Origin of the sequence: Blastococcus aurantiacus, assembly GCF_900102425.1 — a bacterium.
Lineage (GTDB): Bacteria > Actinomycetota > Actinomycetes > Mycobacteriales > Geodermatophilaceae > Blastococcus > Blastococcus aurantiacus.
Genome location: NZ_FNBT01000001.1, coordinates 651,148 through 664,846, shown reverse-complemented (window position 1 = coordinate 664,846; position 13,699 = coordinate 651,148). Strand labels below are relative to the sequence as shown.

The 13,699-nt window shown below is 75.2% G+C and carries 12 protein-coding genes; 9 read left to right on the top strand and 3 right to left on the bottom strand.

Annotated elements, in window-relative coordinates; all coding sequences use genetic code 11:
* Positions 1 to 15: 15 nt before the first annotated feature.
* On the bottom strand, positions 16 to 1,785 hold the full coding sequence (locus BLS70_RS03110) for an acyclic terpene utilization AtuA family protein (RefSeq protein WP_091764000.1): 1,770 nt from the start codon (positions 1,783 to 1,785) through the stop codon (positions 16 to 18).
* A gap of 119 nt (positions 1,786 to 1,904) precedes the next feature.
* On the opposite strand from BLS70_RS03110, the gene BLS70_RS03105 reads away from it, so the two are divergent.
* From BLS70_RS03105 to BLS70_RS03095, 3 genes are all read left to right on the top strand, one after another.
* On the top strand, positions 1,905 to 2,570 hold the full coding sequence (locus BLS70_RS03105; protein ID WP_091763999.1) for a peptidoglycan-binding protein: 666 nt from the start codon (positions 1,905 to 1,907) through the stop codon (positions 2,568 to 2,570).
* A gap of 10 nt (positions 2,571 to 2,580) precedes the next feature.
* Positions 2,581 to 5,010, top strand: a complete 2,430-nt coding sequence (locus BLS70_RS03100; RefSeq protein WP_091763998.1) for a hypothetical protein — start codon at positions 2,581 to 2,583, stop codon at positions 5,008 to 5,010.
* Positions 5,011 to 5,099: 89 nt separating this feature from the next.
* Positions 5,100 to 6,353 (top strand): amidohydrolase, encoded by a 1,254-nt coding sequence (locus tag BLS70_RS03095; protein ID WP_091763997.1) that lies wholly within the window; start codon positions 5,100 to 5,102, stop codon positions 6,351 to 6,353.
* A gap of 90 nt (positions 6,354 to 6,443) precedes the next feature.
* Here the strand turns inward: BLS70_RS03095 and BLS70_RS03090 are convergent, their stop codons facing one another.
* Positions 6,444 to 7,142: a hypothetical protein gene (locus tag BLS70_RS03090; protein ID WP_091763996.1), complete on the bottom strand. Its 699-nt coding sequence runs from the start codon at positions 7,140 to 7,142 to the stop codon at positions 6,444 to 6,446.
* 251 nt (positions 7,143 to 7,393) lie between these two features.
* Between BLS70_RS03090 and BLS70_RS03085 the strand changes: the two genes are divergently transcribed.
* Together BLS70_RS03085 and BLS70_RS03080 are read left to right on the top strand one after the other, a co-directional pair.
* On the top strand, positions 7,394 to 8,098 hold the full coding sequence (locus tag BLS70_RS03085) for a class I SAM-dependent methyltransferase (RefSeq protein ID WP_218122248.1): 705 nt from the start codon (positions 7,394 to 7,396) through the stop codon (positions 8,096 to 8,098).
* 2 nt (positions 8,099 to 8,100) lie between these two features.
* Positions 8,101 to 9,156, top strand: coding sequence for an NAD-dependent epimerase/dehydratase family protein (locus tag BLS70_RS03080; RefSeq protein ID WP_091763994.1), 1,056 nt, complete (start codon positions 8,101 to 8,103; stop codon positions 9,154 to 9,156).
* A gap of 4 nt (positions 9,157 to 9,160) precedes the next feature.
* On the opposite strand, the gene BLS70_RS03075 is transcribed toward BLS70_RS03080, so the two are convergent.
* A complete protein-coding gene (locus BLS70_RS03075; RefSeq protein ID WP_143030328.1) occupies positions 9,161 to 10,528 on the bottom strand; it encodes a hypothetical protein in 1,368 nt (455 codons plus the stop codon).
* Between the two features lie 75 nt (positions 10,529 to 10,603).
* Between BLS70_RS03075 and BLS70_RS03070 the strand changes: the two genes are divergently transcribed.
* The 4 genes from BLS70_RS03070 to BLS70_RS03055 are packed head-to-tail and all read left to right on the top strand — an operon-like array spanning position 10,604 to position 13,699.
* Entirely contained in the window at positions 10,604 to 11,278 is a 675-nt protein-coding gene (locus tag BLS70_RS03070; RefSeq protein WP_091763992.1) for a glycosyltransferase family 2 protein, read from the top strand.
* Positions 11,275 to 11,949 (top strand): TIGR04282 family arsenosugar biosynthesis glycosyltransferase, encoded by a 675-nt coding sequence (locus BLS70_RS03065; protein WP_091763991.1) that lies wholly within the window; start codon positions 11,275 to 11,277, stop codon positions 11,947 to 11,949. The genes BLS70_RS03070 and BLS70_RS03065 overlap by 4 nt, the downstream gene beginning before the upstream one ends.
* Positions 11,946 to 13,178: a molybdopterin-dependent oxidoreductase gene (locus BLS70_RS03060; protein ID WP_091763990.1), complete on the top strand. Its 1,233-nt coding sequence runs from the start codon at positions 11,946 to 11,948 to the stop codon at positions 13,176 to 13,178. The genes BLS70_RS03065 and BLS70_RS03060 overlap by 4 nt, the downstream gene beginning before the upstream one ends.
* Positions 13,175 to 13,699 (top strand): hypothetical protein, encoded by a 525-nt coding sequence (locus BLS70_RS03055; RefSeq protein ID WP_091763989.1) that lies wholly within the window; start codon positions 13,175 to 13,177, stop codon positions 13,697 to 13,699. Before BLS70_RS03060 ends, BLS70_RS03055 begins: the two co-directional genes overlap by 4 nt.

The following is a 13,699-nucleotide window of genomic DNA, read 5'->3' as shown; positions in this document are numbered from 1 at the left end:
CGTACGGGGGCCCGGTCAGAGGTCGGAGGGCGCCGTGACGGTCTTGGAGCGCAGGTACTCGCCGACCGACTTCCCGATCTGGTCCACCCGCAGGTTGGACGAGCCGCCGGTACCGAGCAGTCCCTGCAGCACGAAGTGCACCGCCCGCAGGTGCGGGAACTCGTGCCGCACCACCCCGAGGTCCGCGACCTCCGGCAGGAGCGCCCGGAGTCCGTCGCTCGACAGCGTCGTCCGCAGCCACTCCCAGTGCGCCGGGTCGCTCACCCAGATCCCGACGTTGGAGTTGCCGCCCTTGTCGCCGGCCCGCGCGTGCGCCAGGTCCCCGAGCGGGACCTGCCGACCGCCCGACGGTGCAGCGCAGGCGGCGGGCTCGGGGTGCCGCGGCTGGGCGATCTCGTCGTCGGTCGCCGTCCGGGACGGCGTCGGCGCGTCCAGGACCGTGCCGTCCTCCAGCACCGCCCGGTGCACCAGCACCTCGGCGGGGACCAGCGCCGGCCAGTAGTCGATGCGTGGCCACGGCTCCCGGGCGGCCTGCGCGTGCCCGTCGTGGTGGAAGCCCGGGAAGCCCTGCAGGTACAGGCTGCCCACGGCCGCGTGGAAGCCGCGCAGCCGCTCGCGGTCCCGCGCGGTGGCGATGACGCGGATCGGCACGGTCGCCTCCCACTGGGTGGCCGGGTCCGGGGCAGCGGTGCCGAGCGCGGTCACGTCCAGCTCGTCGACGACGCCGTCCAGCAGCAACCCGAGCTGCTCGCGCAGCAGGGCCACCTTCTCCGGCACGTGCGGCGACGTGCAGAACAGCATCGTGGAGATCTCGAAGCCGATCGGCGCGAAGACGGCGACCTTCGCGGTGACCGGCGGGGGAGACCCGGTCACCGGGCCGATGGCCACCCGGTCCTGGCCGACCTGCGTCAGGTGCACCGTCTCCAGGTGCACCGTGGCGTCCGGGTTGAGGTAGCGCGGCCCCTGGATCTCGTACACCAGCTGGGCGGTGACCGTGTCGACGGTGACCATCCCGCCGTCCCGCGCGTGCTTGGTGATCACGCTGCTGCCGTCGGCGGCGATCTCGGCGATCGGAAAGCCGGGCCGGGCCATGCCGGGCACGGTCAGGAAGCCGGAGAAGTTGCCGCCGGTGGCGTGCGCGCCGCACTCGATGATGTGCCCGGCGGTCACCGCGCCGGCGAGGGCGTCCCAGTCGTCCGGCGTCCACCCGTGCCACCAGGCGGCGGGCCCGACGGTGAGCGAGGCGTCGGTGACCCTGCCGGTGATGACGATGTCGGCGCCGGCCCGCAGCGCCTCGGCGATGCCGAAGCCGCCGAGGTAGGCGTTCGCCGCGATGGGTTCCACGCCCCAGTCCTTGAGCGGGGCGGAGGTGTCCAGGTTCTCCAGGGCGAAGCCGTCGGCGTGGAACTCGTCCAGCCGGCCCAGCAGGTTGTCGCCCTCCACGTGCGCCACCCGCAGCGCGACGCCCGCGTCGCCGACCAGGCCGCGCACCGCGGCGGCCATCCCGGCAGGGTCGAACCCACCGGCGTTGGTGACCACCTTGATCCCGCGCTCGGCGATCACCGGCAGGTGCGGCGCCAGCTGGCGGAGGAAGGAGGGCGCGTACCCGCCCCGCTCCGGGTTCTGCCGGTGCGCGGTCGCCATCCCGGCGAGCGTCACCTCGGCCAGGTAGTCGCCCATGAGGACGTCGACCGGGTCCCCGGCCAGCGCCTCCTCGATGGCGCTGAAGCGGTCACCGAGGTAGCCGGAGAAGTTCCCGATGCGGATCGGGGAGCGATCGGTCATGACCGGACGCTAGGCCACCGGTAACTCGGGGGAGTGACAGCTCGCCCGGGATCCCTGCCTGCGCGTTTGTCCCAGGTCCGACCGGGAAGCCAGCGGGCCGGTCCCACGAAGGAGGAGCTGTGAGCCAGGACGACGCACGCCGACCGCTCTCGCCGGAGGAGCTCGCCGCCGAGACGGGAGCGGCGCTGCCCGACAAGGAGGTCATCTCCCTCCTCGACCTCAACGCCGATCTCGACATCGCTCTCGACGCCGCGGCCCCGATCGACCTCGCGGTGGCTGCGAACGCCAACGTGGCGGCACCCATCGACGCCGCCGTCGGCGCCAACGTGCTGTCGACCGGGTCGACCGCTCAGGCGCTGTCCGACCAGGGCGTGCTCATCGACCAGGGCATCACCGGCGAGGCGGTGGCGAACGCCCCGCAGGACAGCACCATCGACCAGTCCGACGACACGGTGGGGACGTCGGAGCCGGCACCCGCTCCCGACGCGACCACCGGTGGCACCGACGTCGGCGCTGTGCCGACCACGACCGGGGGCATGCTGGACGGCAACCTGCTCAACGTCGACGTCGACCTGGCCGCCGACCTCGACCTGGCGTCGCCGATCGCCGGGGCCGTCGCGGCGAACGCCAACGTCGCCGCACCGATCGACGCCGCGGTGGCGGCCAACGTCGGTTCGGTCGACTCCGCGGCCACGGCCGTCGCGCAGCAGGACGCGATCATCACGCAGGACATCGACGCGAACGCGGAGGCGACCGCCGACCAGCAGTCCACCGTCACCCAGTGACCGGCGCCGCGTGAGCACGCAGGCGGCCGCGCCGGGCGGTCAGCCGTCGGTCGGGGCCGGCATCGAGGTGCCGGCCCGGGCCGACGGCGTTCAGCTCCTCGGCGAGGTGCAGGGCTCGGGCTACCGTCGACCCCCGGCACTGGCCCGTCGCCAGGACGGCCAGGTCGTGCAGCTGACGCCCCTGCTGCACCAGGTGCTCGTCGCCGTCGACGGGCGGCGGACGGTGCCCGAGATCGCCGAGGCGGTCAGCGACTCGTCCGGCCGGCTCGTGGCCCCCGACGACGTGCAGCAGCTGGTCGACTCCTCGCTGCGCCCGCTCGGCCTGCTGCGCCGAGCCGACGGCACCGAGCCGGAGCTCCGCCGCTCGGACCCGTTGCTCGCGCTGCGCTTCCGGCGGGTGGTCACCGATCCGGAGGTCACCCGCCGGCTCACGACGCCGTTCGCCGCGCTCTTCCACCCACTGGTGGTCGTGCCGGTCGTGCTCGCCTTCGTCGCCGTCGCCGGCTGGGTGCTGTTCAGCCAGGGGCTGGCCGCGGCCACCGCCCAGGCGTTCGGCAATCCCGCGCTCTTCCTCGCCGTCGTCGGCGTGACCGTGCTGTCGGCGGGCTTCCACGAGTTCGGGCACGCGGCCGGCGCCCGCTACGGCGGCTCGACCCCGGGCGCCATGGGCTTCGGGATCTACCTGTTCTGGCCGGCTTTCTACACCGACGTCACCGACAGCTACCGGCTCGGCCGGGCGGGCCGGGTGCGGACCGACCTGGGCGGGCTCTACTTCAACGCGCTGGTCGTGCTGGCCTCCTTCCTGGTGTGGTGGCTGACCGGGTGGGACGCCGTCCTGCTGCTCGTGGCCACCCAGGTGCTGCAGATGGTGCGGCAGCTCGCGCCGCTGCTTCGGTTCGACGGCTACCACGTCCTCGCCGACCTCACCGGTGTCCCGGACCTCTACCAGCGCATCGGGCCGGTCCTGTCCGGTCTCGTGCCCGGGCGGTCGCGACCCGAGGCGACCGCGCTGAAGACGTGGGCCCGCGTCGTCGTCGTCGCGTGGGTCCTCGTCGTGGTGCCGCTGATGGTGGTCTCGCTGCTGCTGATCGTCTGGACGCTGCCGCGGCTGCTGGCCACGGCCTGGGCGTCGCTGACCGAGCACGGGCAGCTGCTCGGGGCCGCGTTCGGCGACGGCGACATCCTCGGGGTGCTGGTCCGGCTGCTGGCGATCGTCGCCGTGGTCATCCCGCTGCTCGGCATCGGCTACGTGCTGGCCAGCCTGGTCCGCCGGACCGCCGCCGCGGTGTGGCGGCGCACGGAGGACCGGCCGGTCCGGCGAGGTGTCGCCGTCGTGCTCGTCGCGCTGCTCGTGGCCGGCCTCGGCTGGGCTTGGTGGCCCGACGGTGACCGGTACCGGCCGGTGCGCGCGTGGGAGGACGGGACGCTCCTGGACGTGGTGCCGGCGAGCGCCGGCACGAGCCCGGAGCGCGGCTCCCTGGGCTCGACCCTCACGGTCTGGCCGGCGGAGTCCGGGCCTCTCCCGACGGCGGACGAGCCGTCCCTGGCGCTGGTGCTCACCCCCACGTCGCAGCAGACCGGGGCCGCGACCGACGGGGAGGACGGAGCGTCGACCGCGGGGGAGGAGGGCGCCGGAACGGCGGACCCCCCCACCTGGGTCTTCCCCTTCGACGCGCCCCTGCCTCCGGGCGAGGGCGACAACCAGGCCCTGGCGGTCAACACCACGGACGGGTCGGTGGCCTACGACGTCTCGTTCGCGCTCGTCTGGGTCGAGGACGACACCGCGGTCAACCGCAACGAGGCCTACGCGCTGGCCAGCTGCCGGGACTGCCGGACGGTCGCGGTGGCCTTCCAGATCGTCCTGCTCGTCGGATCGGTCGACGTCGTCGTGCCGGAGAATGTCGCGGTCGCGGTCAATTACGCCTGCGTGGAGTGCGTGACCCAGGCGCTCGCCACCCAGCTCGTCGTCACCCTGCCCGGGGAGCTGAGCCGGTCCGGCACCGACGAGCTCGCGGAGATCTGGGCGGAGCTGCAGTCCTTCGGCGAGGATCTCGAGGGGCTGCCGCTCTCCCAACTCCGCGACCGGCTGACCGACTTCGAGGTTCGCATCCTCGACGTCGTCCAGCGGGACGGGGCGGACGAGCCGGACCCCACGGAGGACGGCGCCACCACAGGGGACAGCGTGACCGATCCCGGGACGGACGGCACCGGGCCCGACGGCGAGGACCCCGCCGAGCCGTCGGACGGCAGCGGTGTCGCGGAGCCGACGACCTCGGCCGGCCCGACCGGGTCCCCGGCGACGAACGACCCTGCCGCGGGCACGACCGGGTCCGCACCGACGACGACGGCCGAGCCGACGTCCGAGGCACCCGCGTCGGAGGAGCCCACGTCCGGTTCTGGCGCGGCCACCTCGTCGGCGACGGCGAGCCCGGCCGGCTGACCGGACGCCCGCGGCCGGGTGCGGTGACGCGCGCAACAGCGCGGGATACGGTCGCCTCCCGCCCGCCGACCACGCTTGGAGCCGCCGCCGTGAGCCCTGCCGACGTTCTCGCCGATCTCGAGAACATCTACCGGGACCTGCACCAGCACCCGGAACTCGCCTTCGCCGAGCACCGCACCGCGGGCATCGTCGCGGAGCGGCTCGAGGCGCTCGGCTACGAGACGGCCACCGGGGTCGGGGGCACCGGCGTCGTCGGCATCCTGCGCAACGGACCCGGCCCGACCGCCCTGCTGCGCGCCGACATGGACGCCCTGCCGGTGCTCGAGGAGACCGGCCTGCCCTACAGCAGCACGGCCACGGGCACCGGCGCCGACGGCGTCGAGACCCCGGTCATGCACGCCTGCGGGCACGACGTCCACGTCACCTGCCTGCTCGGTGCGGCCGCCACGCTGGCCGCCGAGCGGGACACCTGGAGCGGGACCGTGCAGCTGGTCTTCCAGCCCGCCGAGGAGGTCGGCGGCGGCGCCCAGTCGATGATCGACGACGGCATCTTCGACCGCTTCGGCCGCCCGGACGTGGTGCTCGGCCAGCACGTCGGGCCGCTGCCCGCCGGGCTCCTGGGCCTGCGGAAGGGCCCGGCCTTCGCGGGCGCCGACATGCTGCACATCGTGCTGCACGGGCGCGGTGGCCACGGCTCCCGGCCCGAGACGACCGTCGACCCCGTCGTGATGGCCGCAGCCACGGTCATGCGGTTGCAGACCGTGGTCTCCCGCGAGGTGGCCGGTGGCGAGTCCGCCGTCGTCACCGTCGGGGCGCTGCACGCGGGCAACGCCGGCAACGTCATCCCGGAGCGCGCCGAGATGCGGGTCAGCCTGCGCTCCTACGACGCCGAGGTCCGCGAGCGGCTGATGACCTCCATCGACCGGATCGTGCGTGCCGAGGCGGCCGCCTCCGGCGCGCCGGAGGAGCCCGAGGTGAACCTCAAGGAGTCCTTCCCGGTCCTGGTCAACGACCCGGACGCCAGCGCCCGCACGCAGGCCGGCTTCGACCGCGACCTCGGTCCGGGGCTCACGGTCGACCCGGGGCAGGTCACCGGCAGCGAGGACGTCGGCATGCTGGCCACCGCCGCCGGGGTGCCGCTGGTCTACTGGCTGCTCGGCGGTGCGGACCCGGCTGCGTTCGCGGGCGTGACCGACCGGGACGGACTCGCCCGGGTGGTGCGCGAGCTGCCCTCGAACCACTCCCCGCAGTTCGCGCCCGTCATCGAGCCCACCCTGACCACGGGCGTCGCGGCCCTCGTCTCGGCTGCGCGCACCTGGCTGCCCGTCGAGGGCCGGGGCTGAACCGCCCCTCGCACGACGCAGGAGGGGTGGAGCCGTGTGGCTCCACCCCTCCTGTGCGTGCGCGGCCGCGGGGCCGCCGGTACTACGCGATCAGCTGGTCGGCACGGTGATGGTGGCGGTGCCGATCAGGAAGTCGCCCGCGAGGGCATCGGTCATGAACGTCGAGTTCAGCAGCTCGGCGGCCTCGGCGCTGAGCAGCACCTCGGTGCCCTGCAGGACTGCCTCGCCACCCTCGATGGTCGGCGGGTTCAGCGTGCTGCCGTCCAGGTCGAACAGCGGGGCGCTGGGAGCGGCCAGCTGGCCGTTCACGCTGACGTCACCGAACAGGCGCGACGGGGTGCCCGGGTCGATGGTGAAGTTGGTCAGCTCGACCGTGGTGCCGCCGGCGGTCAGGCTCAGGCCGCTGCCCTGGTGGAACAGGGTGCCCTGCACGTAGGGCTTGTAGCCGGACTCCTTGTCGAACACCGTCACGGTGCCGCCGGTGATCGGGAAGCTCACGGAGCCGTCGGCCAGCGTGGCCTCGCCGATGGTGCCGGGGGTCAGGCCGAGGGTGCCGAGGGCGTCGACGAAGCCCTGGTCGAGGGCGACGGCGGTGCTGCCACCAGCGGGGATAGCGGGGAGCGAGGCGACCGGCTCCGGGCGGGCGAACTCCGGGCTCGAGGACGAGGAGGAGGAGCTCGACGAGCCTGCGGCCGCCGAGTCGTCGCTGCCACAGGCGCTGAGGCCGAGGGCCGCGCTGAGGGCGATGCCGGCGACCAGGAGCTTCGCGGGGCGGGAGGAGGTGTTCATGGGAACTCCTTGCGTCGATCGGTCGATGTCACGAGGTCTTCGGCCCCATGCGTCCGATTGGATTGCGTCCTACCGAATCTTTTTTCGGCGGCGGGTTGTGGGTGGTCGGCAGCGGGCACCCGACGACGACCGGAGCCGCGGGTGCGAGCAGGGGACGACATGAACCGATCCGGCGCGCCCGCACGAACGCCACCCGTGAGCCGAAACCGATGCGTCGTCGCCCTCAGCCCCCTGTTCCCGGGCGCCGGTCGATGAGCCTCGCGATCGCCGATCCGGCGCCGGCCGACCTCTACGACACCGCGTTGCGGTCGGCCGGCCGTCCGGAGGAGCGGTGGCGGTGGTTCGCCCGCTACGAGGGCGGCCCGCGGCACTCCCTCGCGGGGGCGCTGGGCCAGTGGGTCGGCCGTGCCGACGACGCCGACCGCCATCTGCTCGCCCGCGCCAGGGGCGCCGTCCTCGACGCCGGCTGCGGTCCCGGCCGGCTCGTCGCCGAGCTCGCCGCCCAGGGCCGTGAGGCCGTCGGCATCGACACCTCCCGGGTCGCCATCGCGCTGACCCGGGCCCTCGGAGCCGCCGCCGTGCGCCGGTCGATCTTCCAGCCGCTCCCGGGGGAGGGCGGCTGGGACACCGTGCTGCTCGCCGACGGCAACATCGGCATCGGCGGCGACCCGGTCGCCCTGCTGACCCGGTGCCGCGACCTCCTGGCCCCGGACGGGCGCGTCCTCGCCGAGCTCGACCGCCCGGGCACCGGGCTGCGCTCCGCCCGGGTGCGCCTGGAGCGCGGCGCAGAGCGGGGGAGCTGGTTCCCGTGGGCGCACGTCGGGGCCGACGCCGTTGCCGGACCGGCCGCCGCCGCCGGGCTCGAGGTGACTGCGACCTGGGAGCAGGACGGGCGCTGGTTCGCCGCCCTGGCCGCCGGCGAACGGCCGGTGGTCCGGCTGGACCGGATGTCCTGACCGTGCGCGTCCTGGTCACCGGCGGCGCCGGGTTCATCGGCTCGCACGTGGTGGAGGCGTTCGTCGACGCCGGCCACGACGTCCGGGTGCTCGACGCGCTGCTGCCGGCCGTGCACCCCGCGGGCACCGTGCCCCGATTGCCCGCAGGGGTCGAGTTCCTCCACGGCGACGTCCGCGACGCGGCGATGGTCGACCGCGCGTTGCGCGGGGTGGACGCCGTCTGCCACCAGGCCGCCATGGTCGGCCTGGGCGTCGACGTCCAGGACATGCCCGAGTACGCCGGCATCAACGGGCTCGGCACCGCGGTGCTGCTGGCGGGGATGGCGCGCGCCGACGTCGGTCGGCTGGTGCTGGCCAGCTCGATGGTCGTCTACGGCGAGGGCCGCTACGAGTGCCCGGTCGACGGCGTCGTCCCGGCCGCCGCACGACGCCGGGCAGACCTCGACGACGGTCGCTTCGAGCCCCCGTGCCCGCGGTGCGGCCGGCAGCTCGCATGGCGGACGGTGCCCGAGGATGCCCCGCTGGACCCGCGCAACACCTACGCGGCGACCAAGCTCGACCAGGAGCACCTCTCGGCCGCCTGGGCCTCCTCGACCGGCGGTGGCGGCGTCGCCCTGCGGTACCACAACGTCTACGGCCCCCACATGCCACGCGACACCCCCTACTCGGGGGTGGCGGCCATCTTCCGCAGCTCGCTGGAGGCCGGCCGGGCACCGCGGGTGTTCGAGGACGGCGGCCAGCAGCGGGACTTCGTGCACGTCACCGACGTCGCGCGGGCCAACCTCGCGGCGCTGACCGCCGACCCGCCGGATGCCGCCCTGCGGGCGTGCAACGTCGCCTCCGGGCACCCGCACACCGTCGGCGACATGGCCCGGGCACTGGCCGACGCCTTCGGCGGCCCGGACCCCGAGGTCACCGGGCAGTACCGGATCGGCGACGTGCGGCACGTCGTGGCCGGCCCCGGGCGCGCTGCCGAGGAGCTCGGGTTCCGCGCGCAGGTCTCCTTCGCCGACGGCATGCGCGCCTTCGCGACGGACCCGCTGCGCCCCGCCCCCTGAGGTCTCACCACGGGGTGCGGACGGTCACCTCCACGGCGATCGCCAGCAGGGCGGACAGCGTCAGCCAGAACCGGTGCGAGCGGGCGGGCAACGAGGCCGTCGCCGGCAGCAACCAGACGACGAAGGGCAGCCAGATGCGCTCCGTCTCGCCCAGGACGAAGCCGGAGAGATCGCTGCCCAGCATCCCCGCCAGTGCCGCCGGCGGGAGCAGGGCGAGCCGCCCGCGGATGCCGGCCAGCCCGGCGACGACCGCCGGCCCGGCCGCCAGGGCACCGGCGGCGAGGTTGCCGGCCAGGAACCAGGTCGACTGCTCCTCCCGGTCGGCGTAGGCGGCGCCGTCGCGCACCCGCTGGGTGACCACCTCGATGCCCTCGAACCACCAGTAGCCGCCCACCGTGTACACCGCCGCGACCAGCGCCACGCCGACGGCAGCCACCGCGAGCACGCGCACCACACCGGCCCAGCCGAGCCGTGACCGCTGCACCAGCACGACGGTCAGCGCCAGCAGCCCGGCGGCGGTCAGCCCGAAGGACAGGTACAGGCTCAGGCCGAGCACGACGCCGCCGGCCAGCGCATGCGCCCAACCGGTCCCGGACGGCGCCCGCGCGGCGGCGAGCGCCAGCAGCGCCACCCCCCACGCGGTCACCCCGGCGAACAGGGCGTCCGCGCTGGTGGCGATCCAGACCGCGCCCGGGAGGAGGACGGCGAAGGGCGCCACGGCGCGGGCGGCCGCCTCGTCCGCGACCACCCGGACGGCGACCAGCACGGCCGGCACGGCGAGCGCGCCACCGGCGATGCAGAGCGCCGCCGCCCACCCCGCGCCGCCGAGGCCGATCCGGTCCAGGAACACGAACGCCAGCAGGGCGCCTGGCGGATGCCCGGACACGTGGGTCACCCACGGGTCGGCCGAGCCCACCGGCACCGAGTCGACGTAGGTGGACAGGAACGTGCCCAGGTCGCCGACCCGGCCGACGTCCGCCACGTACTCGTACTCGGTGGCCATGGGTGCGGCGAGCGCGTCCCATCCGCCGTTCACCGCCAGCGCGACCGCCCACCCGGCGGCCCCGGCGGTGCTCGCGGCGAGCAGCCCCCGCCAGCCCAGCCGCCGGGCCAGCGCCGGACCCCACAGCACGACCGCGGCGGCGAGCGCCACGGGCAGCAGCACCCGCGCCGACAGCACGACGTCGAACGGGCCGACGACGACGTACCCCTCGCGCAGGTGCAGGTCGCCGCCGTCCCGGGTGATCTGCCGCCCCCACAGCCAGACGGCCAGCACGCCTGCCGCGACCACCGCGACGGCGAGCCCGCGGACCACGCGACCCCGCGCGGAGGTCGTCGGCGCGGCAGCGGCCTGGGGAGGGGCGGAGGTCACCCGCCGGAGAGTAGGTGGCCGGGACGGGCGGTGCCCGGCAGTGAACCGGTTCGGCGTCGGGCACGAACACCGTGCGTGGACGACTCTGCCTACGCCCCGACGGTCGACGTCGTCCTGCCCTGCCTGGACGAGGCCGCCTCGCTGCCGTGGGTCCTCTCGCGGCTCCCCGCCGGCTACCGCGCGATCGTCGCGGACAACGGCTCGACCGACGGCTCCGCGACGATCGCCGCGGAGCTCGGCGCGACCGTCGTGGGCGTGCCGCAGCGCGGGTTCGGTGCCGCCGCGCACGCCGGGCTGCTGGCCGCCGACGCGGACGTGGTCTGCTTCTGCGACGCCGACGGCTCGATGGACCCGGCCCAGCTGCCGCGCGTCGCCGACCCGGTCCTGGCCGATCAGGCCGATCTGGTGCTCGGCCGGCGCCGCCCGGCGCGCGGTGCGTGGCCGGTGCACGCCCGGGTCGCCAACATCGCGCTGGCACGCATGCTGCGCCGCCGCACCGGCCTGCGGTTGCACGACCTGGGCCCCATGCGCGCGGCCCGGCGTCACGAGCTCGTCGCGCTGGGGCTCACCGACCGGCGGTTCGGCTACCCGCTCGAGATGGTGACCGCCGCGGCCGACGACGGCTGGCGCGTCCGGGAGGTCGACGTGGACTACTCGCTGCGCACCGAGGGATCGAAATCGAAGGTGACCGGCACCGTCCTGGGCACCGTGCGCACGATCCGCGACATGCGCGGGGTGCTGGCCCGATGACCGGCCTCCTGCGCACCCAGGTTCTGGTCATCACCAAGGCGCCGGTGCCCGGCCGGAGCAAGACCCGGCTCACCCCGCCCTGCAGCCCGGAGCAGGCGGCCGGCATCGCCGCCGCCGCGGTGGGCGACACCCTCGACGCGGTGCGGGCCGCCCCGGTCTCCCGCCGGGTCGTGGCCCTCGACGGCGCGCCGGGCAGCCTGGACCTCGACGGCTTCACCGTGGTGCCCCAGGTCGAGGGTGACCTCGGCACCCGGCTGGCGGCCGCGTTCGCCGATGCCATGTCCGGCACCGTTCCGCCCACGCTGCTCATCGGCATGGACACCCCTCAGGTGACCGCCGACCTGCTCGTCCGGTGCGCGGAGCGGCTCGAGTTCGGGGGTCCGGGCACCGCCGTCCTCGGCACGGCCCCGGACGGTGGCTGGTGGGCGCTGGGCCTGCACTCCGCCGACGGCGCGGCGGTGCTGGCGACCGTTCCCATGTCCCGCGAGGACACCGCCGTCCGCACCCGGGCGGCGCTGGAGGCGATCGGGTTGCTGGTGCTCGACCTGCCCGAGCTGACCGACATCGACCACTTCCCCGACGCCCTCGCCGTCGCCGCGCAGTGCCCACCGGACAGCCGGACGGCCCGTGTCGTCGCGTCGGTGGCCGCGGCCGTGGGGAGCCCGGCGTGAGCAGCGCGCTGGACCGGCTGCTGGGCGCCCGCGTGCCCGGGCCGCCCGAGGCGTTGCGCCGGGGCCCGTTCCGCGCCGGGAAGTTTCCCAGCCCGCTGCACTCCGAACGCCGGTCGGCCCGCGTCGGGCTGTGGCTCGGCGTCGCGTTCGCCATCTGCTTCGTCACCGGGCTGATCAGCCACCTGATCCAGAACCCGTCCGGCTGGTTCGTCTGGCCGGCGTCCCCGGCCTGGCTCTACCGGTTCACCCAGGGGCTGCACGTGGCCGCCGGCCTGGCCGCGATCCCGCTGTTGCTGGTCAAGCTCTGGGCGGTCTACCCGAAGCTCTTCGAGTGGCCGCCGGCAGGCTCGGTCTCCCGGGTGGTCAGCCGGCTGTCGATCCTCGTGCTGGTGGGGGCGGCGGCGATGCAGCTGGTCACCGGCGTCATCAACACCGCGCAGTGGTACCCGTTCGGCTTCTTCTTCACGACGGCGCACTACTGGACCGGTTGGATCGCGATCGGCGCCGTCGCGGTGCACGTCGGCGCCAAGGCGCCGGAGATCCGCCGCGGGCTGGCCCGCCGGGGCACCCCGGGCGCCGCCGCCGGGCTGACCGCGGAGCAGGCCACCGAGCGCGAGGCCGTGGACGAGGCCGCCGAGACCGGCAGCGTGCCGCGCCGTGCCTTCGTGCTGGCCGCGGGGCTGGGCGTCGGCGCGGTCACCCTCACCACCGTGGGGCAGAGCTTCTCCCCGCTGGGGCAGGTGTCGGTGCTGGCCCCCCGGCAGCCCGGCGTCGGCCCGCAGGCGCTCCCGGTCCGGCAGACCGCGCGCGCCGCCCGGGTCACCGACGTCGGCCCGGAGTACCGGCTCGTGATCGAGGGCCCGAACCGGCTCGAGCTCACCCTGGACGAGCTGGCGCAGTTCACCCAGCGCACCGAGCGGCTGCCGATCGCCTGCGTCGAGGGCTGGAGCGCCGACGCGACCTGGACCGGCGTCCGGCTCGGTGACCTGCTCGAGGAGGCGGGGCTCGCGCGGGACACCGAGGTCGCCGTCGAGTCGCTGCAGGAGGGCGGGCTCTACCGGCGGTCGATCGTGGCACCGCCGCACGCGCGCAGCCCGCGCACGCTGCTGGCCACCGGGCTGAACGGATCGCCCCTGGTACCCGACCACGGTTACCCCGTCCGGCTGATCGCGCCCAACCGCCCCGGCGTGATGCAGACCAAGTGGGTCACCAAGGTGACGCCGGTATGAGCCTCGCCGACGAGTCCGACCGGGTGGTCGACGACCGCGCCGCGGCGCTGGTGCCCGGTGATCCCTACGCCTCCGACCCGGCCCGCCCGGCGACGTCGGCGCGCGGCCCGTGGTGGCGCTGGCTGTTCCTGCTGCCGGGCCTGCTGGCGGTCGGCTACGGCGCCTACGGCCTGCTCACCGCCGGCGAGCGGGTGCCGCTGCCCGCCTGGGCGACCTGGTTCGTGGGCAGCGCGCTGCTCAACGACCTGGTCGTCGCGCCGCTCTGGATCGGCCTGGGCTGGCTGTCCGCGAAGATCCTCCCGCGACCGGCGCGGCCGGCCGCCGTCGTCGGCGTCGCGGTGGCGGGCGTGCTCACCCTGATCGCCCTGCCCTACGTGCTGGGCCCGGGCGCCAGGTCGGACAACTCCTCGTTCCTGCCGCACGACATCGGCCGCAACGTGCTGCTGATCGACCTCGCGGTGCTGCTCGCCGCCGCCGTCTGGGGCACGGTCGCGACCGTGCGCGCGCGCCGGGCCGACTGA